The 25,596-nt window shown below is 47.8% G+C and carries 25 protein-coding genes; 10 read left to right on the top strand and 15 right to left on the bottom strand.

The genetic code is table 11. The features are described from left to right. Positions 1-2: 2 nt before the first annotated feature. The gene (gene gmk, locus NC981_RS20305) at positions 3-572 is read right to left on the bottom strand and encodes a guanylate kinase (protein ID WP_348244598.1); all 570 of its coding nucleotides are present in this window, start codon (positions 570-572) and stop codon (positions 3-5) included. Positions 573-689: 117 nt separating this feature from the next. Then, complete coding sequence (locus NC981_RS20300; protein WP_348244597.1) at positions 690-989, bottom strand: DUF370 domain-containing protein; 300 nt, start codon at positions 987-989, stop codon at positions 690-692. 304 nt (positions 990-1,293) lie between these two features. On the opposite strand from NC981_RS20300, the gene NC981_RS20295 reads away from it, so the two are divergent. The 4 genes from NC981_RS20295 to rfbB all read left to right on the top strand — a co-directional run bounded on the left by NC981_RS20295 (position 1,294) and on the right by rfbB (position 7,890). Further along, the gene (locus tag NC981_RS20295) at positions 1,294-2,394 is read left to right on the top strand and encodes an EAL domain-containing protein (protein ID WP_348244596.1); all 1,101 of its coding nucleotides are present in this window, start codon (positions 1,294-1,296) and stop codon (positions 2,392-2,394) included. Between the two features lie 498 nt (positions 2,395-2,892). Next, entirely contained in the window at positions 2,893-6,288 is a 3,396-nt protein-coding gene (locus NC981_RS20290; protein WP_348244595.1) for a patatin-like protein, read from the top strand. Positions 6,289-6,368: 80 nt separating this feature from the next. Continuing rightward, positions 6,369-6,527 (top strand): hypothetical protein, encoded by a 159-nt coding sequence (locus tag NC981_RS20285; protein ID WP_348244594.1) that lies wholly within the window; start codon positions 6,369-6,371, stop codon positions 6,525-6,527. Positions 6,528-6,795: 268 nt separating this feature from the next. Continuing rightward, complete coding sequence (gene rfbB, locus NC981_RS20280) at positions 6,796-7,890, top strand: dTDP-glucose 4,6-dehydratase (RefSeq protein ID WP_348244593.1); 1,095 nt, start codon at positions 6,796-6,798, stop codon at positions 7,888-7,890. Positions 7,891-7,986: 96 nt separating this feature from the next. Here rfbB and NC981_RS20275 read toward each other — a convergent pair whose 3' ends face one another. The 10 genes from NC981_RS20275 to NC981_RS20230 form a co-directional block, all read right to left on the bottom strand. Next, complete coding sequence (locus NC981_RS20275) at positions 7,987-9,012, bottom strand: pentapeptide repeat-containing protein (protein ID WP_348244592.1); 1,026 nt, start codon at positions 9,010-9,012, stop codon at positions 7,987-7,989. Between the two features lie 246 nt (positions 9,013-9,258). Beyond that, on the bottom strand, positions 9,259-10,671 hold the full coding sequence (locus NC981_RS20270; RefSeq protein WP_348244591.1) for an SLBB domain-containing protein: 1,413 nt from the start codon (positions 10,669-10,671) through the stop codon (positions 9,259-9,261). Positions 10,672-10,732: 61 nt separating this feature from the next. Further along, a complete protein-coding gene (locus tag NC981_RS20265) occupies positions 10,733-11,815 on the bottom strand; it encodes a glycosyltransferase family 4 protein (RefSeq protein WP_348244590.1) in 1,083 nt (360 codons plus the stop codon). 5 nt (positions 11,816-11,820) lie between these two features. Further along, on the bottom strand, positions 11,821-12,957 hold the full coding sequence (locus NC981_RS20260) for a glycosyltransferase (protein ID WP_348244589.1): 1,137 nt from the start codon (positions 12,955-12,957) through the stop codon (positions 11,821-11,823). A 92-nt stretch (positions 12,958-13,049) separates the two neighbouring features. Continuing rightward, a complete protein-coding gene (locus NC981_RS20255; protein WP_348244588.1) occupies positions 13,050-14,213 on the bottom strand; it encodes a glycosyltransferase in 1,164 nt (387 codons plus the stop codon). A 63-nt stretch (positions 14,214-14,276) separates the two neighbouring features. Beyond that, a complete protein-coding gene (locus NC981_RS20250; protein ID WP_190375233.1) occupies positions 14,277-14,474 on the bottom strand; it encodes a DUF2949 domain-containing protein in 198 nt (65 codons plus the stop codon). A 476-nt stretch (positions 14,475-14,950) separates the two neighbouring features. Beyond that, positions 14,951-15,484: a DUF192 domain-containing protein gene (locus NC981_RS20245; protein ID WP_348244587.1), complete on the bottom strand. Its 534-nt coding sequence runs from the start codon at positions 15,482-15,484 to the stop codon at positions 14,951-14,953. Continuing rightward, positions 15,481-16,170, bottom strand: coding sequence for a response regulator transcription factor NblR (gene nblR / locus NC981_RS20240; RefSeq protein WP_348244586.1), 690 nt, complete (start codon positions 16,168-16,170; stop codon positions 15,481-15,483). Before nblR ends, NC981_RS20245 begins: the two co-directional genes overlap by 4 nt. A gap of 92 nt (positions 16,171-16,262) precedes the next feature. Then, the gene (locus NC981_RS20235) at positions 16,263-17,177 is read right to left on the bottom strand and encodes an NAD(+) kinase (RefSeq protein ID WP_190375236.1); all 915 of its coding nucleotides are present in this window, start codon (positions 17,175-17,177) and stop codon (positions 16,263-16,265) included. 40 nt (positions 17,178-17,217) lie between these two features. Beyond that, complete coding sequence (locus tag NC981_RS20230) at positions 17,218-18,201, bottom strand: SDR family oxidoreductase (protein WP_348244585.1); 984 nt, start codon at positions 18,199-18,201, stop codon at positions 17,218-17,220. Between the two features lie 237 nt (positions 18,202-18,438). On the opposite strand from NC981_RS20230, the gene NC981_RS20225 reads away from it, so the two are divergent. Then, a complete protein-coding gene (locus NC981_RS20225; protein ID WP_348244584.1) occupies positions 18,439-18,822 on the top strand; it encodes a metalloregulator ArsR/SmtB family transcription factor in 384 nt (127 codons plus the stop codon). A gap of 33 nt (positions 18,823-18,855) precedes the next feature. On the opposite strand, the gene petM is transcribed toward NC981_RS20225, so the two are convergent. Continuing rightward, positions 18,856-18,960: a cytochrome b6-f complex subunit PetM gene (petM, locus tag NC981_RS20220; RefSeq protein WP_063270207.1), complete on the bottom strand. Its 105-nt coding sequence runs from the start codon at positions 18,958-18,960 to the stop codon at positions 18,856-18,858. 120 nt (positions 18,961-19,080) lie between these two features. On the opposite strand from petM, the gene pdxA reads away from it, so the two are divergent. Further along, on the top strand, positions 19,081-20,112 hold the full coding sequence (gene pdxA, locus NC981_RS20215; RefSeq protein WP_348244583.1) for a 4-hydroxythreonine-4-phosphate dehydrogenase PdxA: 1,032 nt from the start codon (positions 19,081-19,083) through the stop codon (positions 20,110-20,112). A gap of 311 nt (positions 20,113-20,423) precedes the next feature. After that, a complete protein-coding gene (locus NC981_RS20210; protein ID WP_348244582.1) occupies positions 20,424-20,645 on the top strand; it encodes a DUF4327 family protein in 222 nt (73 codons plus the stop codon). Between the two features lie 48 nt (positions 20,646-20,693). On the opposite strand, the gene dapF is transcribed toward NC981_RS20210, so the two are convergent. Beyond that, positions 20,694-21,539: a diaminopimelate epimerase gene (dapF, locus tag NC981_RS20205; RefSeq protein WP_348244581.1), complete on the bottom strand. Its 846-nt coding sequence runs from the start codon at positions 21,537-21,539 to the stop codon at positions 20,694-20,696. Between the two features lie 85 nt (positions 21,540-21,624). Here dapF and NC981_RS20200 point away from each other — a divergent pair, with 85 nt between their 5' ends. Next, positions 21,625-21,840, top strand: a complete 216-nt coding sequence (locus tag NC981_RS20200) for an RNA-binding protein hfq (protein ID WP_190375242.1) — start codon at positions 21,625-21,627, stop codon at positions 21,838-21,840. A 42-nt stretch (positions 21,841-21,882) separates the two neighbouring features. Here NC981_RS20200 and NC981_RS20195 read toward each other — a convergent pair whose 3' ends face one another. After that, the gene (locus tag NC981_RS20195; RefSeq protein ID WP_348244580.1) at positions 21,883-22,818 is read right to left on the bottom strand and encodes an alpha/beta hydrolase; all 936 of its coding nucleotides are present in this window, start codon (positions 22,816-22,818) and stop codon (positions 21,883-21,885) included. Positions 22,819-22,956: 138 nt separating this feature from the next. On the opposite strand from NC981_RS20195, the gene NC981_RS20190 reads away from it, so the two are divergent. Both NC981_RS20190 and NC981_RS20185 read left to right on the top strand, forming a co-directional pair. Continuing rightward, a complete protein-coding gene (locus tag NC981_RS20190) occupies positions 22,957-23,916 on the top strand; it encodes an inositol monophosphatase family protein (protein ID WP_348244579.1) in 960 nt (319 codons plus the stop codon). 375 nt (positions 23,917-24,291) lie between these two features. Next, a complete protein-coding gene (locus tag NC981_RS20185; protein WP_348244578.1) occupies positions 24,292-25,524 on the top strand; it encodes a class I SAM-dependent methyltransferase in 1,233 nt (410 codons plus the stop codon). Positions 25,525-25,596 lie beyond the last annotated feature (72 nt).

Genomic DNA, 25,596 nt, shown 5'->3' with positions numbered 1-25,596 from the left:
GATTAACACACTGCGGCAACTGGCTTAAACAGCGTGCGCTCAATTTCTCCTACCGCACGCTCTAAATCGTCGTTGACCACCTGAAGGTCGAATTCTCCAGCCGCATCAACTTCCTCCCAAGCTCTCTCCAGCCGACGCACGATCGCGGCTTCAGAGTCTTGGCCGCGTCCTCGAATGCGGGATTCGAGTTCCACCATCGAAGGGGGTGCAATGAAAATTTGGAGCGCGCTTGGAAATGACTTGCGGATTTGGCGAGCGCCATCAAGCTCGATTTCCAGAATGACCCACTTGCCTTCGCGAATTTTCTCTTCCACAGTGCGTCGGGGTGTACCGTAGCAATTTCCCGCAAATTCTGCCCATTCTAAAAATTCTCCCTGTGCCACCATTCGCTCAAATTGAGGGCGAGTGGCGTAGTAATAGTTTTTGCCCTCGACTTCTCCAGGACGGGGAGATCGGGTGGTGACGGAGACTGAGAGATAAAGCTGCTCGTGGCGCTGAAGAAGCGATCGAAGCAAGGTTCCTTTGCCGACGCCGCTTGGCCCTGTTAAAACAATGAGTCTACCCTTGCTCATAGCTACGTAATAATTTTGTGCGCTAGTGTTCCCAGTTTTCTGATTCTGTGAGTATAGCTTGCAACTCGACTGAATTAGTTAATAAAAGGGTGAAGGATTGGGATGATTTTTCAAATTCTAGATATCCGTACTGTCTTTGGTGAATAGAAATCGATTAGCAACTGTCTCAGGTTGAATTGCCGAAAGAATAATGTGACCGGAATCCATGACGATGACTGCACGGGTACGTCTCCCATAGGTGGCATCAATGAGCTTTTCGTGTTCGCGGGCATCATGAATAATGCGCTTAATCGGGGCGGATTCTGGAGCGACGATCGCAATCACCCGATGAGCCGAGACGATATTGCCAAATCCAATATTGATCAGTCTGATTTCACTCATCGATTGCAAAATTGACGTTGAAATCGATCGTGACATAGATAGCGCCAACGGGAACTTTATAGCTATCAAGATTTAATTCTCAATTCGGGATCTACGGTTGATTTTGCCAAGAGCCTTTATAGTTTTTTGCCCCTAACCTCTCGTAACTCGATTGCAACAAAAGATAGAGTATTGTTTTTTTTTAATTAAGTTTTTGTGCTGATGCAAATTATCAATAGAGGTGTTGTAATCTATTTCATCCCCATATGAGTAGGATTTAATCTACTCCTTTAGAGGTATTTATTCAGCGAAAAAGTGCGGAAACACTAGATTAAATAAAGTAAGTTTGGAAGCTATTCCGATGAGCCAGCCTCTACCAGTCGCTAAAACCTGTGTTTGCCATAATCCTAGAGGTCGTTGCCCCTCCGGTGCAGGACAGCTTTTCATTTGGTTTCCAGTTCCCCATGCTTTGATCAAAATCATTCCTTTTCTCAAGCAAGCTGCCTTTGACTATGAACTTATGCAAGCACGATCGGGGCTGAGAGTGACTTGCAAAACTGGACAGGTTCAGGAAGTTGCTGCCAAGATTGCTCACCTACTCGCGCCCAGAGAGCTAGGGGAGACGCGGGTTTTGTTTTTACAGGGTATGGCTCAACCCCAACTGCACGACTTTAGCGATATCACCTCACTACAGCACTTTGTTGGACGGAACGAAAGCGACTGGCTGGTCGAGATGCTTACAGCCGAACGGTTTACAACCTATTTTCAACCGATTGTCTCGGCTCAGGATACTTCTCAAATTTATGCGTATGAATCTCTCCTGCGGGGTCTAGATGCCGACGGTAATTTAGTGATGCCGGGATTAATCTTAGAGCAAGCCGCGAAAGCAAATTTGCTCCCACAACTTGATCGAGTCGCTCGTCTCAGCGCGATCGCTCACGCCAGCCAACATCAATTGAACAGCCACATTTTTATCAACTTCATGCCCACGGCTCTTTATGATCCCGTGTCTTGCTTACGGAGTACCGTAGAAGCGATCGACAGAGCAGGCATTGCTCATGAGCGTATTGTGTTTGAAGTGGTAGAGACAGATACGCCGCAAGACCTCAATCATCTCAAAACCGTGTTGAAATACTATCGAGACGCGGGTTTTTTAGTGGCGCTTGATGATTTGGGTGCGGGATATTCGAGCTTGAACCTACTACATCAGTTACGCCCTGACTTTATTAAGTTAGATATGGCGTTGATTCGGAATGTTGATCAAGACCCTTATAAAGCTTCAATCACTGCAAAGCTATTAGAGATTGCTCAGGCGCTCGGTGTGCCAACAATAGCAGAAGGCATTGAATCGATCGCAGAGTTACACTGGTTGCAAAAGCATGGTGCAACTTTTGCACAAGGCTATCTGTTTGCAAAGCCTAGTGCTATCCCTGCAAGCGAAACGCCACGCTACCCACGCTAGTTATTACAAAATGTGGCTTTCGGCGGAAGAGTGCAGCAATTTTAGGTAGAAAGTTAGGTATCCAAACATTGTCTTTCTAGATTCATGGTTTGTAGATTCATGGAGAGATTCTAGTCGCTAGACAAAATCTGTTACCGCTTCAAAGTTAGTCTATGCACCTACTGCTCAAACGCTAATTCAGCCACGCTTAAAACCGCTGCAATGAAGCTGTCTGAGTTCTGAGGTATCTTTGCTTGAGTTAGCTCTTAAGCTTAAAGTTGCTGTCTAGCTACACAAAACAGATGCGATAGAGCGTTAGCCATCAAAGGTTAGCATAACAGGATTGTGGAATCGTCGCTCACTAACGTTTGTTCAAATAAAGCGAAGCGTTGCTCGGCGTACTTGCAACGCTAACCCTACTTTGAAACTTAGCAAAAGGCAAGCTCAGCGATCGGAACAGTCTTTCAAAGATGACAAGTTCATCTGTAATTCTTTTTAACCTAAAACTGTGTAATTCCTATGTCTTCACATCCACCACTTCTAGAAAAGATCGAATTTCAGCAAGAATTTCGTTTGGGTTTAGTCGTCTATGGCGGTGTGTCTCTGGCAATTTATATGAATGGGGTTTGTCGAGAGTTCTACAATGCAGTGCGAGGGCGAGGTATTTATAAGCTGATCAAAGCATTGACCGACTCTGACATTATTGTGGATGTCGTTTCAGGAACATCAGCCGGAGGCATTAATGGCGTACTGTTGAGCTATGCCTTAACCAACAGCGATCGAGACACTGTTGTTGATTTTAAGAATTTTGCTGATATTTGGCGAGAAGATGGAGACATTAGTAAACTTCTACGAAACCTAAAGCAAAAAGACATAGATTCGCTCTTAGATGGTGAAGAATACTATCAAAATCAATTGGAAGCTGCCTTTCAAAAAGCTTTTGCTCAGAAGCCTCCTGCGGAACCAGGAGAGTGGTTTTCTGAATCTAAAGAACTGGATTTATTTGTTACGGGTACAGATACTTTAGGTAAAGTGTATCAAGCATTCGATAACACGGGCTGCATTATTGAAGTTAAAGATCATCGCGCTGTGTTTCTGCTGAAACATCGCGAGGGACGTAAACACCCCTTTCAACCTTCCCCAGCCACCCATCAAGCCCTTGCTAAGCTCTGCCGAATTACCTCTTGCTTCCCGGTTGCTTTTCCCGTTGTCAGCGTCAAACTGCCTCATCCCTCTAGCACAAAGACAACTAAAACGAAGCAAGCTGATCGGACAACCACTCATACAAGAGCAGAAGAAATACCGGAAATAGATCCAATCGATCAGCGACTTGTGCGCTGGGGGGCATTAGCCGATCGAGCATTACCGCAGGAGAAACCCAAAGATGGGTATCAACTCCACTTTGTAGATGGGGGTGTACTGGATAATCGCCCGTTTAGTTATACGATCGAACAAATTTATCGACGCACTGCCTATCGTCCTGTCAATCGAAAATTATTTTACATTGATCCCAGTCCTGATCAATTCTTGGGGAGCCTTAAGTTTAATCAGATGAGCAAGCCAAACATCTGGGAAGCTGCCTTAGATTCGCTTGTTGGTATGCCGCGATATGAGAGCATTGCTAATGATTTAAACGAGATTCAAAATCGCAATGAAAAGGTTCGCCGCTACAAATTTTTGCGCGGTACTGCAGAGAGGAGTGCTGAGAGGGCAGAAGAGCAACAAAAGCCCTCAGAGATGCAACCCCGATCGGGCAGCTCAGAATCTACACCAGAACAAGTTTATTTACGCTGTCGATTGGTTGGTCTGCGCGATCGAATTCTGCCGCTCATTCTTAGATCTCAACAAATTGACCGCTCAGACCCCCAGAATGATAGTCCACTCAAACAACAAGAATTACTAAAAAAGACAGCCGAATTTATTACACAGTATAGTGCTAACCCACAAGAGCAAATCAAGCGCGATGATTTCCTGCATGCGCTAAGTGTTGAAATTCGCAACCTTGATGTTGATTATGCTCGAAGAAAGCATTTCTTCCTATTGGAGAAGCTTTGTCAATGGATGGAAGATCCAGCCCATGAAAGAGCGCATGAATTGCTGGTACAGCTAGCCTCTAAAATCAAATCTCAAATGGAACTCCTAATTGTGATTCAAGCAGGGCTGGAGGAGATGCTGTCTTCTACAGCCGTCAGCGATAGGTTTCTCCAAATCATTCGGAATGCTGAAAACCGTGACCAGGCGCGTGAGCCTATCTATGACTATTTGCTGCGACTGCATCGTTTCTTGCTGGATGCTAACTGCCTACCAGAGTTTGATCCAGAGAACGATCAGAGGTTTCTCAACACTTCAGAGCTAGATCGCCCTGAACGGCCTCAACTTTCTGCCAAGACTGCATCTAACTTTTTCAAAACTCTTCCGTCTTCTCTTCTCTCTGGAGCGGAAACAGACGATTTGATCTCATCCCGAATCTCCGGCGTACTCGCTCAATTGAGAAAAAGAAGTTGGGAATTGCAAAGCTCTCCGGATAAACTTGATCGAGCTCGCTCTGATTCGATCTGGAGCAGCCAGTACAATTATGATCAGAGGGAAAATAAAAGTTTAAGCATTCTATTTTTAGTAGAAGAAGCAACAGCGGAATTGATTCGAAAGAGCAACCTTAAAGAAAGTGAATGCAACGACCTATTAAAACTGTTTCAATGCTTCAGGAATATCGATCAGTCGGTTTATGCTTACGAGTACCTATCAGGGCTGCAAGCGAAGGAGCAGCTTGAGATTTTTCGCATTAGTCCAAATGATGCTCAACTTGGTTTTAGTTGTCGTCCACCAGAAAACAAACTGGCTGGAGATCAACTGAAAGCATTTGGTGGCTTCTTCAAAAAAAATTGGCGATCGAATGATATTCTCTGGGGTCGTTTAGATGGCTTAAATCGTCTTGTAGAAGCGACGCTGACGCCAGAGTCTCTCACAGCACCAGATACTCGATCGCGCTTCTCTCATTTTCTCAGTCGTCAATGTGACACAGAACAAGCCAGAACCGATTACGTTGATCAATTAGTGGAGGAAACGCTACCGGAGGCAACGCCAATCGAAAAAGAGGAGATTAAGCAAACGCTACAGCAGATGGCTCGCGGTGAAATCTTACAGGATAAGGATGAGACCAATCATCCGCTCACAGATTTCCAGGAAAAGCTTGTTACAGCCGCTCATCGAACAATTCTGAAGTTTGATCTGGGTAGCGTTCTAGAAGATGCTATCAGCGATCAACTTGCCTGGAGTCAACAATCTATTTATTTGGATCAAGCTGTAACTCCGTTTGCAGTCAAGGAATTAGTCAAGGCTTCGCTTGAGGAGATGCTGAATGATCAGGAGAAACTGGAACATTATTTCCGCAATCAATATCAGGTTGGTGCTGAAAAACTAACAGAAAATATTCCACATATTATTCTTGCAGGGACTCTAACACGAGCGGGACTGGTTTTACGAAATATCCTGGAATCGCCTCCTACGGATCGGCATGTGAGAAATAGCTCTATTTTCCAAGTTTTGAATCGATTAATTCAGGCTTTTTACTGGTGGGTGCAAGCGAATGACCCTAAAACATCCTTAATTCCTGTAAGTTTTCGGTCTTTGATAGCTTTTCTTTTACCAATTCTTGCGATCGTGGGTGTAGCATTCTTTGTGAGCCAATTACCCGTACAAGTGCTGGTTCTCGGTGTTACCCTTATTCTTTTGCAATCAATCAATCGCTTTACAGGTAGATTCGGTTTACCTCAATGGGCTTCCTGGCTGCTCATAGTAGTCGCTGTGATTTCGCTGATTGCGCTCCCCTATTTCGCCCCTAACGGCGCGATCGATTGGGCAGCTCCCTTTACCTGGCTGCGCGAAAGGCTCCATCTCCTACAAATGCAGGACTAGCATCTATTGCTTCAGGACAAGCAGCAATCCGATAGGCGTACTGTCCAGCTAAAAGCAGTGCTCACGTCTTCAAGACGATCGTGAGCACTGTGTTTGCAGGCAAAGATGAATTGAACTCGACCCATACGATTAAAGGTTCTGATCGTGGCAAGCATTTTGCATCATTGCTGTTTGCTGATGGAGTTTCAGTCCCGTTGCTGGGATTAAAAGGAATGGGCGATCGCTATGAACTGCGCTAGTTCAACTAGCTTGTGCTGGGCTTTATCTGAGCGCTACTTATACTTTCTAAACGAGGTTCATCTATCCCCGTTGAAATCGACATTTTCAGTAATTAAATTTTATTCGGGTAGACTGGTCTTACTCAATTGCAAGACCCTCTTACTGAGTGAAGAAAACCGAAGTTACGGGGAATGTCCTCATCAAAACTTGGCTTCTAAAGTACGTGATTCCGTATTGAGATCGGGCGCTTAAATTCGCCTGCGATTCATTTCATAACTTACTCATCGTATGCAAACTCTAGTGACTGGTGGGATGGGCTTTATCGGCTCAAACTACATCTTGAAAGCGCGGCACCAACATTGGAGCAGCATTGTCAACCTGGACAAGTTGACCTACGCAAGTAACCCTCAAACCTTATCGACCCTATCAGAAGATTCGGGCTACAAATTCTATCAAGGTGACATTGGGGATGCCGAACTCGTCAATCAACTGCTGGAGCAGCATCAACCCGATGCCATTCTCAACTTCGCGGCAGAAAGCCATGTGGATCGATCGATTTCCAGCCCAGATGATTTTATTACCACAAACATTGTAGGAACCTTCAAACTCTTAGAGGCAGCTAGAGACTATTGGCAGCGTCTTTCCGCAGACAAACAAGAAAAATTTCGCTTCCTGCACGTCTCAACTGATGAAGTGTATGGATCACTTGGTCTAGATGATTTGCCATTCTGTGAGGACAGCCCCTATGCTCCCAACAGTCCTTATGCCGCCTCAAAAGCTAGTTCAGATCATTTAGTCCGGGCATTTCACCATACCTACGGACTGCCAACACTCACGACCAACTGTTCTAACAACTATGGTTCTCGGCAGTTTCCTGAAAAGCTAATTCCACTAATGATTCTGAACGCGCTAGAGGGTCAAGCGCTTCCCATTTATGGAGATGGTCAAAATATTCGAGATTGGATTTATGTGGAAGATCATTGCGACGCACTCCAACTCGTTCTCCAAAAAGGAAAAGTGGGTGAAACCTACAACATTGGGGGAAATAGCGAACGCAGAAACATCACGGTGGTTGAGCAAATTTGTGCAATTCTTCAAGAGCTAGTCCCTAAACCAGATTTTCATTACACCTCGCTGATTACGTTTGTGAGAGATCGACCGGGGCACGATCGACGATACGCTATTAATAGCAGCAAGATTCTGGCTGAACTCGGTTGGCAACCGCAGGAAAGTTTTGAAAGCGGATTACGCAAAACGATTCACTGGTATTTAGAGAACCCAGACTGGATTGAGCAAGTGCGCTCTGGCTCCTACTTATCCTGGATCAAACAGCACTACGGCACTCCTTTTTCAGCAGATTCGGTGCCTCCGTCACGCTCTTGAGCATGAAAGGAATTATTTCGGCAGGGGGTTGACGCTGATTGGATCAGTTCATCAACCCTAAAGTTCTACAAACTATAGACTGGAGCTTCTGCAACGCTAGGAAGGCTGCGCTCCGTGAACCTTACCATTGGGCATGATTGCGCCTTGAAGATTTGCTCCGGTGAGTTTTACCATCACCCGATCTTCAAACCCGACTTTTGCTCCGCGCAAATCTGCCCCGCGTAAATCCGCTCCACTCAAATCTGCGCCAATCAAATTCGCCTCGCGCAAATCTGCCCCACACAAATTCGCTTCTAGCAAGTTCGCCCGAAACAAGTTTGCTTTCTCCAATTTCGCCCCTTCAAGATTTGCCTTGTGCATAAATGTGTCGCTTAGGTCAGCATGAGAGAGATTGGCGCGACTGAGGTTATAGCCAGAAAGATCTTTCTCCTTCAAGTTCTGTCCGCTCAAGTCCTTTCCGGTCATGTCCGGCATTTGAGGGCGTGCCGGAGACTTCGGTGGATGGTGATACTCTGCGCGGTAATGCGACTGACGATAGTAATTTTGCGTATTGTCTGGGGATTTGGGCGGTTCAGCTTTTCGGCTCGCATCCGTCGATCGCGTCTGATCCGATCGACCATTCGCGGAATAGTTCGGACGAGGATAAGGTTGGTAGGTTTGGTGACCCGGACGGGGGGTATGTCCGTTTGACGAGTGCCCATTGGACGAATGCCCGTTTGAGTGACCATTCGCTGAATGTCCGTTCGTCGAGTGCCCCTGGGAATGTCCATTGGTCGAATGCCCCTGAGCCTGTCCGGTTTGTCGCCCGTTCGTTTGAGCGTTCGTCGAGTGAGTCGGTGGGCGGTAATAGTAGGACTGGTAGTAGGTTTGCGATGCCGGTTTTGGCTGTGCCGCAGTGGGTTTCGCAGCCGTCCCGTTTTTCAGATGCGATCGCAACATATCCCGCGCATGGTTTAGCTCTTTGATTTTCGCTTCTGCTTTTTGAACCAAACGCGGATTATCCTTGGGGACGCGATCCGGATGCCAAATAAACACAAGATCTTTGTAAGCTTGGTTCACTTCTTCAAGCGAGGCTCCAAGCTCTAATCCTAATAATTGATAGCAGCGTTCTAGCTCGCCCATCTACTTCACCATCCTACGCGATCGACCAAGTACGACTGTGATTACTCACTCATTCATTCTCCTGGAATGAAGTAGAAAGTTTGCTTTGATTCAGTCTACTGGTTTCTTTGGCTTTCTGCCTCAGAATAAAGAGTGATTTAATCTCCTTAACTGAACGATTAGCTTTACAAATCAATAGAATAAGGGAACAAGGCTGCTTCTATGGTAGTCAAGCCTCGTTCCCTGTGGATCGAACTGAGTTGAAATTTAACGGAAAATCCCAAAAATTCCAAGCGCTGGACTCAAGACTTGACCCAAGCCTTCGGTAAAGGTTTGGAATCCGGTCTTGCGAACTACGATCGTATCGCCTGCTTGCAGCGGTGGATTCTTCGCTTGGTCAATGCCTCGTGAAAAATCAATATCAACGCTGCGGCGATCGACCGCTCCATTCGGCTGAAGTCGGATGAACTCAACGCGATCACGCTTCGCACCTCGCGCAAATCCACCTGCTGCAAGTAACGCCTGGTTCATTGTCGTATAGGGCGCAACTTGAACGGCACCGGGTCGCTCGACCTGCCCCACAACGTTAACGGTAATCAGTTCAGGCGAAATGACTCCGCGACCCATAATTGCGGCATCTTCTGGCGTAACTGCCACCGTTGCCATGGGCACGATCACGCGATCGCCTTCTTGGAGGATGAGGTCTTGTTTGGCATCGCCTTCGCGCAGGAGGCTCATCAAATTGACTTTGAGCACTTGCTCAGCTCCATCTGAGACAGTACGGCGCACCTGAATATCGCGAATATTCGCCCGTTGCGTAATGCCGCCTGCTTGCTGGAGCGCTCTGGTTACCGTCGGAGCTTGGAGTCGCTGCCGCGTCGTTGCGGGCTGTCCGGGCGTGACGGTTGCACCCGCATCGGAGACGGCGATCGTTTCACCCCGGACGGTTTGCGGCCCTGGGCGGTTCACCTCACCTGCGATAATCACGCTAATGGGGCGATCGAAACTTGCGCCTAAACTTGAATTTGCCAAGTCGCTTGAAGCCGCGAAATTTAACGCGGTCGCAGCAGGAACGATCACGGTATCGCCATCTCGCAACTGCACATCTTGCGATAAGTCGCCCGATCGCAGCAGCTTGCCCAAGTCCACATTAAACGTCTGCATCCCGCTTCCGCCCGGACGGCGACGGCTCACCTGAACTTGCTTGAGATCGGCGGATTGCTTGATGCCGCCTGCCATTTGTATCATGCGACTCAAGGTAGGAATGCCCGTGTCGTTTAGGGTAGTCGTGTAGGTTCCAGGGCGCGAGACTTCGCCGGAAACGGCAACTTGAATCGGGCGGGCGGCGAGGAGGCTAATGGTAATGACTGGACGGGTGAGATACTCACTGTAGCGTTTTGCGACAGTCGCAGAGGCTTGGCGCAGCGTCAGTCCTTGCACGGACACGCTCCCGGCAAGCGGGAAGTTAACCGAGCCGTCTGCCATGACTTGATATTCGCCGCTGTATTCTGGTACACCAAAGATGTCAACCCGGAGGCGATCGCCTGAGCCGAGCAAGTAGCCTTCATCAACCCGCACGGCAGCAGGAGCCGATTGAGTCTGGCTGCCTGAACTTTGAGCCAGGGCAGGAGTCGCTTGCGCCAGAGGCATCGCTGTCAATCCAAGTAGTGTCACTATCATCAGCGGGTTAGGCTGAACCTTTCTAACTGCTGAATTCAAATCCATAAATCTTTTAAGTCTCCTAAGCACAAACAGTCCGAGTCATTTCTGCGATCGCAGCCTGGTACACTTCTAGCGTTTCTTGATGCACTCGTTCCACTCGCAGCCAGTCGAGATTCGTCTGGGCGCGGTGTTTCCAAGATTCGAGGTCTTTGCGACATCGAAGCAGCCCTAAGAGTGCTTGGGAGAGCGCTTTCACGTCTCCGGATCGAACGAGTTGACCTGCGTTTCCACCCTCTAGGACTTCGGGAATCCCGTCCACGTTGCTTGCTACGATCGCACATCCCGCTTCTCGCGCCTCAGAGAGTGCCAGTCCAAACGGTTCTTGACGCGAGGCAAGCACGAAGATGTCGGTCGAGAGCAGGTAGCGTTGTGGCTCAGTTTGAAATCCTTCAAAGTGAATCCGCCCTGAGTGAGCGCTTTGCTGAGCTTGCCGCTCAAACGCTGCCCGATGAGGTCCGTTTCCTACTAAATATAGATGGGCGGCTGGAGATTCGTCAGCTACCTGCACAAAGGCTTCAAGTAAGTCGCGAATTCCTTTACGGGGATAGAGTCCAGCGACGGTCGTAATCGCAGGATGCTGAAGTGGTAAGGGTTTGACGTGATCGAGCGGTGGGCGGCGCGGGCTTCCGATCGTGCCGTTGGCGACGATGTGGAGCTTCTGTAAGGGAATGCCGCGATGTTGCATCGATCGTGCAACCGATCGACTGACGGCAATCACTCGATCGGCGATCCCCATCAAAGAGGCGTGGAATTGCCATTCGTTATGCACGGTCGAAACCAAGACATAATCAGAGTTTCCGCGTAATGTCTTTGCGGAAATCACGCCCCTCACCATATGGGCATGTACTACATCAGGTAAAAAGATCTGCGTAATTTCTCGGAAGGCGCGAGCAAATTTAATAACATCCAGAGGCGATCGAGGAATTTTGAGCGTGAAATGCCGGATTCGATATTGCTTCATCAAAGATTCATATTCCCCACCGCTGGATATGATCGCAACTTCCAATCCTGCCTGTGCTTGCCAACAGGCAAGATCGACTGCGGCGTTCACGATGCCGTTACCGACATCCTGAGCGTGATTGAGAACATGAAGAATTCGCATCTTAGCTATAGCAAGCGTTCTATAAGTGCCACATACTGATCGACGATGCGATCGCGCTCGAATAATTGCGATCGACGTTTTAGCGCAGCACGATCGGCTGGAGTCTCTAACAGGGTTAGAATTGCGGTAGTCATGGCGGCTGCGTCACCAACTGGACTTAGCCTACCGTATTTTCCGTAATCTAGAATTTCAGCAGGACCACTAGGGCAATCTGTAGACACAACAGAGACACCGCAAGCTAAAGCTTCTGCAACCACATTGCCAAATCCCTCAAACCGCGATGACAGCGCAAATATTGCGGCTCTTGATAAGTAGGCATAGGGATTCTCTGTAAATCCAGGTAGCGCCACCTCTGCGTCGAGTCCAAGTGTGTGAATCAAAGCTTCTAGCGACGATCGCTTTTCCCCTTCGCCTAAAATCATCAATCGAGCTGGGCGCTGTTCTCGCACTTTCGCAAACGCTGCAATCAGAGTCGGGAAATCTTTTTGGCTAACCAATCGCCCAATTCCTAAGATCACGGGCGGCTCGCCGGGCTGAAACCAGGGATGCTCTAGCGGTTCTTCGCTTTTTTGAAACACTTCTTCAGTAATTACAGGATTGTAAATCACCTGAATCTGCTCTAACGGGAGGTGTGTCAACTCTGACACGTCTTTCGCGGTTCCCCAGGAAGCGGCAACGATCGCATCGCATTTGGGATAAAGCCATTGCACCATGCGCGATCGCAGTTTGCCGAAGGTTGGTCTTTGATCATCTTTAAACTGTTCTGATAAATATGTTTGAACGCACATTACAAGGCGAGTCGCAACATTTGTGCCCAATCGCGCCCAATACGCCGAACTCAGGATGTCTAAAGCTGAAAATAGAATGGCAGGTTGTGCCTGTTGGAGATAGTGACGGAGGGCGAGCGTTTTAGACAAAATTACAGGAAATCTTGCCTTCAAATCGACTAGCTGAACATCAGGCGGAACGCGATCGAGATAAGCGCCTTTTGCCTCTGCCACAATTAAATTGACTCGCCAACCCCGCTCCGCTAGTCCGACAGCAAGGTACAACATGGCGCGTTCGGCTCCTCCTCCCGCCAAAGCGGGCAGAAAGACGCTGATCAGTGGTTTATCAGTGATCAAAAGTGGGCGAACAGCCATATTTTTAGACGAAGATAAAATCTTAGAGTGAGGTAATTCTAGAGAAAATTCGTCCCCCTGTAGTTTGGAATACAGGTTAGCGCTAATGAAGTTCAGTTAGCTTTCTCGACATAGTTCACTGGAGAGAGCCGATTTTGCAAATGCTGGTGAATTTGAGCATTAGTCTGAGTAAGTTGGAAATTTTGACAAGCTTGCTGTTGAGCAAAAGCAGCAATTTGAGCCGCTTCGGTTGGGAATTTGCGGCAGGATTCGATCGCTCCTGCTAGGGCTTTTGCATCCCCAGATTGAGTCAGCCATCCTGTTACACCCGGATCGATTAGCTCTACTGCCGCACCAGACGCGGCTGCGATCGTCGGTCTACCGCAGAGCATCGACTCCACAATCACCCGCCCGAAAGGTTCAGCTGCGATCGAGGTATGCGCTACGACATCACACAGTTTCATCAGTGGAATCACATCCTCGCGAAACCCCAAAAACTTCACGCGATCGCGCAGTCCTAGCTGCTGAACCTGCTGCTGTAGCTGCTGAACATAGGCTTGCTCTCCGAACAGTGCATCTCCAACAAAGACTGCACTAACGGTTTCGTCACAATATTGCAATGCTTCGATGAGAACGTGCTGTCCTTTCCAGGGCGATAGGCGGCTGAAGTGACCCACGATAAATCGTCCTGTCAAGCCGAGCGACGATCGCAACTCATTTGTCTCTACTTCAACTGCGTAGGCTTCCGGCTCAAATCCGTTGTAAACCACTTCGACTAACGCTGGATTGCCGCCTGCTTCAATAAATGCGGCTCGACTTGCCTTGGAATTTGCAATCACCAATCTGGCTTGATTTGCCATCCATACCGCGATGCGTCGATTGGCGCGGCTGAAGTGAGCGGGCGAAAGAATGTCATGTAAATGATAAATCAAGGGTCGGCGAGACAGCGTACTCGCAATCGCGCCCACGACTAACGCTTTCTGTGTATTGCCGTAGATTGCATCGTATTCACGACTCAAGCCTGCAACGCGGTGGATTAACGGAAGCAATTGACCCAGACTCAATAAGCCCGCGATCGCTCCGCTCGACTTGCGAACCGCGATCGCTTTTTCAGCTAAAACCTGGACTGGAATTTTTCGTTGTTCTAATCGCTGCCGAAAGTCCCCATCTTCAAATAGACCGACTAGGCAGGAGTTCTGGTAAGCAGTTGCAATATCAAGCAAGCAGAGTTCTGCACCACCAGATTTGCCCGTCTGGTCTAGAAATAGAAGTTTCACTCCACCAACCCTCAAGCGTTAACGATCAGACCATTAGGGGAAGTTCTTTGATCGTAGAAGAATTTAGCGATCGGAGGATTCTAACCAGCTATAGATTCTGTCAAGCTGTTCTATTGTAACTAATCCATACTGCCAGAGAATCATCGGCAAGGGGCCAGGGTTCTGTTCTCGATATCGTAATGCGAGGGCGATCGAAGACGTTGAAAGTGAAAGCTCTTCCTGGAGAAAGCGAATAAATTTAGAGTGAGTAGCAGACAACATTCGGATAGCACCTCTGGAGCAATAAGGATTAGATTTTGCCCAATAATGGGCAAGTTAGATGGGAGTGGGCTTCATAGCCTACGTTTACCTGCTATAAAGCTAAAACTTGTTGTAACGAAACGAGTAGAGAATGTAAGTCAAAGGATACAAGTCGTTTGAATCCACTCTGGTATCGGCCGAGGAGCGCAACAGCTAGACTAATTCACAATCCGTTCACTCTGTTCTCAAAGCTTGTAGCTTAATGATTGCAGCTAGTTGCGAGACCCCAAGTGTAAAGATTGCCTTTTTAAACCGTCTCTATCTACGGAGTGATTGTGTCGTGTCATAGAACTTCAGAACTATTGTTTTAATGCAACATTTTATGACAAATGTTGATAAACATAGAGTGTAAGCGACGATACAAGTATATGGGAATTTTTTCCGAAAAAGTTAAGAATTAGAAGCTGAGTCTATTTCCTGAAAAATTATTATTTGTATTATTTAATTGTCTGAATCGTGATGCGATCGCCCGCTTTTAGGTTAAGTTCTGCGGCTCTACCTGCTCTCAGTTCGATTACTTGATCAATTTCTTCGGTGGGAGAACCGTAAGTTGGGCAGGGATTTGCTTGGCAAGGTGGTACGTTTGCAGAGATCGATCGAATAATTCCGTTCCGTAAAAACAGCATATCTAGAGGAATCAGCGTGTTCTTCATCCAAAACTGGGTGGGACGGGGTGGATTGAACGGAAAGAGCATTCCTCGATCGTCTGCCAAGCTTGTACGATACATCAAGCCTGCTGCTTGCTCGTCTGGAGTTCTTGCCACTTCTAACTTGATTACTTGATCTGCAACTTTAAACGATGCTGAAAGCGGCAGAATTTGACCCATTGATGAGTTGGAAACTATGGGGGCTGTGGGAGAAGGTGCAGGTTTTTCCCCAGTTACGATTCCATCAGGTACCGACGGCATCGTAGAGCAACTGACTAATAGCAATCCCAAACTCGCGCAGATCATTTGATGCGTTGATTTCATGACTCTCTTAAAACGTAACCAACACCGCGTACCGTTTGAATCAGGCGCTTTTCGCCCTCGTCTTCAATCTTTAAGCGGAGGTATCGAATATAAACTTCAATCACATTCGACTCCCCAACAAAATCATATCCCCAGACATTCTCTAGAATTTGCTCTCGTGTCAGCACCTCGCGGGGATGCTCCATCAGGTATTTGAGCAATTCAAACTCCTTCATCGTGAGATCGATCGCTCGACCATTGCGAAACGCCTGACGAGTTGCCAAATCTAGCACCAAGTCCCCGAACCGCAATTGTTCAGAAACCGAAATGTCCGGCTTGAGATACAACCGGACAAGCTTGAGAAATTCCTCACTGCGGTAAGGCTTGAGGAAATAATCATCCGCTCCCGCTTCGATACAGGCAACTCGATCGTCCACCGTATCCCGCGCCATCAGGAGTAACACGGGGGTTCGAGTTCCGGTTGTGCGAAGATCGTGGCAGAACGTCAGACCGGAATCTCCATCTAATAAACGATCAACCACGATGAGAGCCGGATGTTTCTCGATCGCCTGTCGCAATCCAGCACGGGCATCATGGACAACGATCGTGTCATACCCCGATTCTTGCAAATCAATGCTAACGTGATGGGCTAATGCTGGATCAGTTTCGATAATCAGGACACAGGGGGGAGCATCTGCAAGACTCATACTCGACTCGCTTACAATTCACGCCGCCATTTTAACCATAGACGCAGTAATCTGCGAAAGTGCCTCAATTACACCTCAATTACACAAAGTTGTCAGCATTGTCCAGACGAAGGTTTAGCCACATGCGGTAAGCCCCAGCCTAACTTCTCTCTGAGAACATGAAAAAATTCGGGTGGGCGTAATCGCACAAATCGAGCCGGATACGGCGCTTTTTGCACACAGACTCGATCGTTTGGCAAGACATAGCAGCCCGCATTGCCATCAGCCGTCAACACTAGCCGATTCGGATTAGCGGGGTAAATCGTGACCGGTTCGCTATTGGTAAACACCAGCGCTCGTGAGGCTAATGAGTGCGGACAAATAGGCACTAAAATCATCACCGGAACCCCCGGAACGATCACAGGGCCACCTGCGGATAAAGAATAGGCAGTTGAACCTGTCGGAGTCGAGACGATAATTCCATCCGCAGCAATATCGACGCGGGTATGCCGTCCGACCTCAATCTCAAAATGACACATGCTGGTGAGTGGTTCTCGATAGAGCACCATTTCGTTGAGGCAGAGCGCCTCCCACAGCATGACATCCTCGCGAACAATCTGCACCCGCAGCATTGTGCGTTCTTCGATCTCGTACTCATCTGCCAAGATGGCTTCGATCGCATTTGGCAATTGGTCGAGGAGGATTTCAGTCAAGAAGCCCAAATGACCCGTATTTACGGCGAGCAAAGGAATATGACAAGGGGCAACCTGGCGGAATGCAGAAAGAACGGTGCCATCGCCGCCAAGCACGATCGCAAATTTCATCTCTGCATCAAACCCTGGTGGAACTAATCGATCGATCGGCGTATGGCAGATCGGACTTTCCGGCGAGGCATAGCCCAAAATTCCACCCGCACCGGGTGCAAGTGCCACTTCCCAGCCCAGCGAAATCAGCTTGTCTTTGAGTTGCGTAGCAACCTGACAAGCAATTTCTTTGCCATCGTTGTAGATAATGCCAGCTTTCGGCACAAGCAAAAACCTATCCTAAACAATCAGGAAACATCTAATTCTAAAATCGAGGATACGCTTTCTTGGTGCGTTCTTTCTTTTTCTTGGCTTGCTCTTGGGCATATTCGACTTCCTTGAGCTTCTTCAGGATGCGGCTGAAATACTCCTGCATATAGGATTCCAGCGTTGTCATCTCTTGCGGATTGAGATTCAAGATTTGATAAGTTTCATCCATCGGAGCCACGAGCGGTCTTCCGGTTGCGACCACTTCAGTAAATGCCAGCCGATCGGCAATATTCCAAGTCCACTGGAAGAATTGAGCAATGCGACGGGTGGCTCTAACGACTCCAATCGGCGTTTTTGTCACTCGCGCTTCTTTACCGGAGAGACGTTCACAAAGCTTAATAATTTCGTCGGCGCTCCAAGCTTTTGAACCAACGACGGGAAGAGTTTTGCTGATCGACTCCGGCACTTTGAGGCATTGCACAGCGAATTTGGCAATATCGATCGTGTCCATGTAAGCAGTTGGGGCGGTACTGCCCATGACCCAAACGCCTTGCCCTTCTAGAATTGGGATGGCGTATTGTCCGATTAATCCCTGTAAGAATCCACAAGGGCGCAAAATTGTATAGTCTAATCCTGACTCTGCTAAAAACTTTTCAGTGCAGGTCTTAATTTCCATTAAGGGAACGTTGGGAAATTTTTCAGCATCCAAAATAGAAAGAAAAATATAGCGATCGACCCCTGCTGCTTTCGTCGCTTGAATTAAGTTAACTTTGCCTATCCAGTCGATTTGCCTGATGCTAAGCGAATCGGTTGCGCGAGCCGTTGCAGCATCAATCACTGCTGTCACTCCTTCTAGCGCCGCAGGTAAGGTTTCTGGATAGCACAAGTTCCCGGTGACAAGCTCGGCTCCCCATTCCTTGAGAAAGGCCGCTCTTCTGGAACTACGGACGAGACAGCGTACCTTATATCCCTCATCCAAGGCGCGGCGAGTAATCTGTCTTCCCAAGGTACCCGTGGCACCTACAATCAATACGCTCATGAGGAGTTTGTGACAAAATGTTAACTTTTCGATAAATTCTATCAGAAATCTCGCATTGAAAGCACGATAAGGGCGATCGAGTTTTGAGATCCAGAATCGAGCATTCCTTATCGTAGCGTAGGTAAAGGAATGTATCGGTTTTCTTTGAGCGGGTTAAAACTCTCATTTATTCTAGAGAGCTAAGTACGCTACTCTGAAAGTATCTACGATCGTAGCAGGCTACGTTCTCGAATTTCTATGGCAAATCCTAATCTTGTGACACCGGATGCTGACCAATGCAGTGATCAGCATCCGGTGAACTTAGACCATATTCGCTCTCTGCACCGCGACCTTCTGAGTGTGGAAAAGTCTCAGCGAATGGCAGAATTCTTTAGCTTACTGGGGGATGCCAATCGATTGAGGATTCTCTCAGCGCTATCCATTCAAGAAATTTGCGTCTGTGATCTTGCTGCTGCGGTGAAGATGTCAGAATCTGCGGTTTCGCATCAATTAAGGGCGTTACGATCGATGCGGTTAGTGGGATATCGGAAACAGGGTCGTAATGTCTATTACTCGCTCAAAGATCATCATGTGTTTAATCTTTACCGCGAGGTTGCCGAGCATTTAGATGAAGAAGAGTGAGGGAAACGGCTCCATCACTCTCGCTTCGTGTGATTACTCTTCGCCGCCCTGAAGTCTGAGAAGCAAAAAGCCCAGCGACAACCCAACCAAAATCAGGGTAAACGCCAGGATTGCGGTGTTAAAAATCTCTCCAGCCATTGTGTCAATTCTCCTGTTAAACAGCGATCGAGTTCGGTTGTCGAAGTTCGTTTTTGAAATTTGAAACCGTTCATAAGTATTGTAAAGCAGTTCAGTCACGGGTTTTTCATCACGTTTTCTATGACTCGTTTAATTATTCCAATCGGCGACCCTGCGGGAATCGGTGCAGAAGTTATTCTTAAGGCACTGGCTGATCCGACGATCGCTGAAAGTGCCGATCTTACCATCGTTGGAAATCGCAATTATCTCCATGAAATCCACGATTGCCTCAGTACCTTATGTTCTGACTTAACGAACCCAAAAGACCTCAAAATTCTGCACCTTGATAGTCTAGGAACGATCACACTCGGCACAGGGGATGCCTATAGTGGCGAAGCCAGTTTTCGGTGTTTAGAAACCGCAATTGATCGAACCTTGGCGGGTGAGTTTGACGGCATCGTTACGGCTCCGATCGCCAAATCTGCCTGGAAAGCCGCAGGTCACGTTTACCCCGGACAGACCGAACTTTTAGCCGAAAAAGCAGGAGTCGATCGCTACGGCATGATGTTTGTGGCTCGATCTCCTTACACCGATTGGACATTACGTACTCTTTTGGCAACCACGCACATTCCACTGCGGCAGGTTGCGGATGCCCTTACACCGAATGGATTAACGCGCAAATTGGAACTTTTGATCGAATGTCTTGAACACGCATTTGGAATTGCCCAGCCGCGAATTGCGATCGCTGGACTAAATCCCCACAGTGGCGAACAAGGACAACTTGGACGCGAAGAAATCGATTGGATCTTGACTTGGCTGGACGAGATGCGCGATCGATTTCCTCACGTTCAACTGGATGGATTGCTGCCGCCGGATACGATGTGGGTCAAACCGGGTCAGGCTTGGTTTGGGAGCGCTCCGGTGACAGCTCATGATGCGTATCTGGCGCTGTATCACGATCAAGGCTTAATTCCCGTGAAGTTAATGGCGTTCGATCGTGCCGTCAACACGTCGATTGGATTGCCGTTTGTACGAACTTCACCCGATCATGGGACTGCGTTTGATATTGCGGGTAAAGGAATTGCTGATGCAACTAGCATGAAAGCCGCAATCAAACTTGCGGTTGAACTGGTGCAGCGTCGAGCATATTTCACTTCAGCCGAAATAATATAATCTATGAATGATTTTCAATCTATGAATGATTTTCATAGGTTGTAAGCACTCAGGTCTGGCTGAAAAGCCGGGTTTTCGTTTCAAAGAGCAGATTTAGTGCAGAAGCAAATGTCATAAATTGCTGACATTAGTAACAGTTCTTACATTTTTGACTCAGAAATGAGGTAGAAAATAATTCAGTATATCTCACTACAAAGTACGCTGTTTGAAGGAGACAGATAGCGCTAAACTTTGGATATCTTTTTAGTTAGTCCCTATACGCTAGTTAGGTTGATATCTTCGACACCCAGATTTCTCAGGAAGGTAGACCCATGCTTCAGACCGTACAGTATTCGCTTGAAATGATTCAAGACGAAGTACGCCAATTGATCGATCGCGGCGTTATTAGCAAACAACAGCCGATTTACACCCTTTGTAAGCATATTCCAGCTCGTGAGTGGATGCGCTTTGAAGCCGAGTTAGAGCGTTATGATTTTCTGCTGCGCGATCGCATTAGCGATCTAATCTGTCAGGAATGCTGGGATAACGATTAGGAAGAGCGGGGAGAAAATTCGTTCAGCCTTCTCCCCACTCTCCGCTCCCTACTGCCGGATTCCAGTAAAGACCTTCTCAGCGCTGCCCGTCATATACAGCCTGTTATCGACTGCCCACTCAATTTGCAAACAACCACCGGGCAACTCAATCGTGACGCGACGATCGCATTTTTGATTCAGTACAGCCGCAACCAGCGAGGCACAAGCTCCGGTTCCGCAAGCTAAGGTAATTCCGGCTCCGCGCTCCCAGACTCGCATTTTAAGGTAGTCCGATCGCACCACTTCAATAAACTCGGTATTGGTACGCTGCGGGAAAACAGGATGGTTTTCAAACAGGGTGCCAATTTTTTCAAGCTCGAGCGCGGCAACATCGTCCACGAATGTAATGCAGTGGGGGTTTCCCATACTGACACAAGTGACATTCCAAACTTGCCCTGCCACTTCGAGCGGCTGATTAATTACTTTTTGATCTGGAGCCGCGATCGTCGTCGGAATTTCTCCTGCCAATAAACGCGGTTCTCCCATATCCACCGTAACTTGACCATCGGCTTCAAACTTCGGGGTCATTACCCCTGCTAAAGTGTGAATGCGGTATTTGGGTTGAGATTTTCCGGTTTCTGCAACTTCCAAATCTGCCAGGAACCGCCCCAAACAGCGGATGCCATTTCCACACATCTCTGGCTCTGAACCATCGGAATTAAAGATTCGCATTGTGTAATCGGTGCCATCTTGACCCGGAAGCGCGAAAATCACGCCGTCTGCTCCGATGCCAAAATGTCGATCGCACCACCTTACCGCATCTTCAGGAGTCAGTTTCGGCTGATCGGACGTGCGATTGTCGATCAAAATAAAATCGTTGCCCAGCCCGTGATATTTCGTAAATTCAATCGTCATGATGATCGGTTACAAGAATGTGTAGGATTTGGTGAATTAAGGCACTCTAGTAGGTTAGAACGGTTTCGATCGAGGACTTCCCCCAATGAGTATTGAACTAGATACCGGATTGCCAAGCACTCGTCAGATTCAGACGATTATCCGCGAAGAAAAAGAGATCGAAATGAAACTTTCGACTGGAGATTTGCTTACCGGAAAGGTACGTTGGCAAGACCCCCATTGTATCTGCATCATCGATCACTATGATCAGCCGACAATCGTCTGGAGACAGTCGATCGTGTTTATCAAGCCTAAACTCTAAAAATCACGCCGAGCCAGGGGCAATCCGGCTCCTGGTTTTTGCTTAGAATCTGCGTTTTCGCGATCGATATTTCTCAAGAAACGACAGAATTCCTGCTGCTAACTGCTCCGGATATTCTTCATGCAGCCCAAGCGATCCGGGCATTCGATACACTTGCACCCCAGAGAAATGCGCCAATATCTCAACCTCTTGCCGGGATTTTGGGGGCATCTCTTCACCGACCACCATCATCGCGGGCACCGGAAGCGGCTGAAACCAATTCAACCAATCTTGGCGCGATCGTACTCGATCCAGTCCCCCCGTCACGAATGCAGCAGAGGCAAACCGCGCTCCTTTTTGCTGGGTCGTCTTCCACTTGCGATCGATCAAGTCAGGGGTGATATTTTCCTTCTTTGCGAAAACGTGCCGCCCATACATCCAGCTTAAAAGGCCGCGAGTCGTATTTAAAGAATAAAGAAATTGCCCAATCAGCGGCAATCCGATCAGCCGTTGCAGCAGGCGATACGCCCAACGGTGCTCTCCCATCGCAGTCGGTAAAGGGCCGCGCCAAGTCGGACAGACCAACACAACCCATTCCCAAGGCGGCTGCCGCTGGGCTAACTCCATCACATATCCCGCTGCATGTCCCGCTGCGATCACAACCACAGGCTCGGAAAACATCGTCTGCACAAAACTCCGCAAACAGGTTTCATACAAAGCAGGGGTGTATTGCATTGCAGGACGCGACGAATCGCCAAATCCGATCCAATCGATCGCATACACCTGATATTCGTCTGCCAACTGCTTTGCTAAACCCCGCATTTCCGATCGACTAGACACTGAACTCAGCGCCGGAAGTAATAAGATCGGCTTACCTTCCCCCAGCACTTCGTACACCAGCGTCAGCGGCTTGCCTTTCCAACTCCATTTATGTTCTCGAATCGTACCGCCAATTCCGTCTAGCGGCTCGATCGTAGAAATAGGAGAATCTTGGCTCATGTGAACTTCCTCGGCCTGGGCATCAGTTTTATCCAGTCCCTCATTGTGCAACAAAACCTTATCCTGCAACAAAAAAGGTAGTCTATGGTATCCGCGAACTACGGATTTTACGGTCAGGAATACGGAGCATGACGGCAAATGAAATATGAACACGAATCTAAAGTTGCGATCGCTGCTGCAAAACAAGCTGCTGTTCTTTGTGAGTCAGTCCGCCGATCAGTGAATTTTGTAAGTCTAGATAAGCCGGATCGCTCTCCGGTAACGATCGCGGATTTTGCGGCTCAAGCAATTATTTGCCACCAACTTCATCAAGCCTTTCCACAAGACCCGATCGTTGCAGAAGAGAGCGCTGCGCTTCTCTACCAATCAGCCTCACAGTTAACAAAGGTGACTGAAGCTGTGCAAGCGTTAATTCCAGATGCAATGCCTGAGCAGGTTGCAGCCTGGATTGACTTAGGTCAAGGAAAAGTCGGAGAACGATTTTGGACGCTTGACCCGATCGATGGCACGAAAGGGTTTCTCAGAGGAGCTCAGTATGCGATTGCGATCGCGCTAATTGAATCTGGAGAAGTGAAACTGGGCGCGATCGCTTGTCCTGCTTTTGAAGAAGGCTGCATCTTTACAGCAATCCGGGGGCAAGGAGCACAAAGACTTTCACTCCAGACTAGACAGTCACAAGCGCTCAAGGTTTTGAACGATCAAACCTCTTTCCAATTTCGTTTAGCCGAAAGTGTAGAAACGAGTCACGGCGATCCAGAACGGCAGCGATCGATTGCTCAAGCTGTCGGGCTAACTGCATCTTCTTTGCAAATGGACAGTCAAGCCAAATATGGTGCGATCGCTTCGGGTCATGCCGCACTTTATTTACGATTGCCTTGGTCACAAAATCCAGACTATCGCGAAAACATTTGGGATCATGCAGCAGGCGCAATCATTGTAGAAGAAGCAGGGGGGCGCGTCAGTAATATGCACGGTAAACCGTTGAATTTTTCAACCAATGCTCAGTTGATTGAGAATCGTGGCATCGTGGCGAGTCAAGGAGAAATTCATGATGCGGTGTTGGCAGCGATCGCAGCAAATGCCGCAGCAGATATATAGCTCACATTATGATTATGAATTGCTAAGACCAAGAAATAATATGTTGATGAAAGGTGGTTAATCAGTAATATTCAATTTCTATAAGTATAGAGATCCGATCAATATTTCCGTAAAATTTTCAACCGCCAAACAGCAATTTTTGCATCTCTATTTTGTTTAAGTAAAGATGCTGAGGTTTCGATAAAGATTAGGTGGAAACACTGGAAAATTATGCAGAGATGGTAGAGACTTGTCTCAGCTAACTTTCAGAAGAGACTTGATATGAGCTAGGAGTGATGTCAGTCTCCGATCGTAGCTGTTCTCTAACTAGAAACCTGATTTAAAGCTTGCCGTGCTGTTGTTGTAGCGCCCTAATGCTGTGAGGTGCATGATTTTATGAGTAGTTCAAATTGTCGGTTTTGTGGCTCTGCGCTGCATCACACGTTCGTCGATTTGGGAATGTCACCGCTCTGTCAAACCCATATCACTCCAGAGCAATTAAACGAGATGGAACCCTTCTATCCACTGCATACTTATGTTTGTGACAATTGCTTTCTGGTTCAACTACAAGAGTTTGTCAGCCCCCAAGACATCTTTACTGAGTACGCTTATTTCTCATCCTATGTTGATGCGCTGTTAAAAAACGCCAGCAATTACAGCGATTTAATGGTAGAGCGGTTTGGCTTAAATTCCCAAAGTAAAGTGGTTGAAATCGCCAGCAACGATGGTTATCTCCTGCAATACTTTGTGAAAAAGGGCATCCCAGTGTTGGGAGTTGAGCCTGCGGTGAATGTCTCCCAAGTTGCAAAAGACAAGGGAATTCCGGTTGTTAACAAGTTCTTTGGAGTACAAACTGCAACCGAGCTTGCAGCCGATGGTAAAGCAGATTTGCTGTTGGGTAACAATGTTTTAGCGCACGTTCCCGACATCAATGATTTTGTGGGCGGGATGAAGCTCATGCTGAAGCCCGACGGTGTGATCACGATGGAGTTTCCCCATCTGATGCGCCTGATGGAAGAGAACCAGTTTGATACAATCTATCACGAACATTTCTCGTATCTATCGTTCATGGCAGTGCAGCGCATTTTTGCCCATCACGGTCTGACATTGTTCGATGTGCAGGAGATTCCGATTCACGGTGGATCTCTCCGGATTTACGCTCGTCATACAGAGGACACCTCGAAGCCTGTGGGCGATCGCGTCATCGAACTGCTAGAGCGGGAGAAAGCAGCAGGATTTGACAAGCTTGAGACCTATGCTCACTTCACAGAGCAAGTCAAAGAAACCAAGCGGAGGCTGCTAGAGTTCCTGATTACGGCAAAGCAAAAAGGGAAAACGATCGCAGGCTACGGTGCGCCCGGAAAAGGCAACACCTTGCTCAACTACTGTGGCATTCGCACCGATTTTCTCGATTACACAGTCGATCGCAATCCTTACAAGCAGAACAAGTTCACTCCTGGAACTCACATTCCTATCTACTCTCCAGAGAAGATTCGAGAAACCAAGCCAGACTATCTGTTGATTCTGCCTTGGAACGTCAAAGACGAGATTATGGAGCAAGTCTCCTACATTCGTGAATGGGGCGGTCAGTTCGTGGTTCCTATCCCTGAAGTTAAAATCTACGCCTAGTCATGGCGCTGCCAGTCTTGTGTTCTCGATGATGTAACTTGCTGCTAATGTTGCGGAGACTGATGTATGAGT

This window comes from Leptolyngbya sp. DQ-M1 (assembly GCF_039962505.1).
Classification (GTDB): Bacteria; Cyanobacteriota; Cyanobacteriia; order Leptolyngbyales; family Leptolyngbyaceae; genus Leptolyngbya.
The sequence above is the reverse complement of the archived record's forward strand: the minus strand, read 5'-3'. Positions and strand labels throughout refer to the sequence as shown.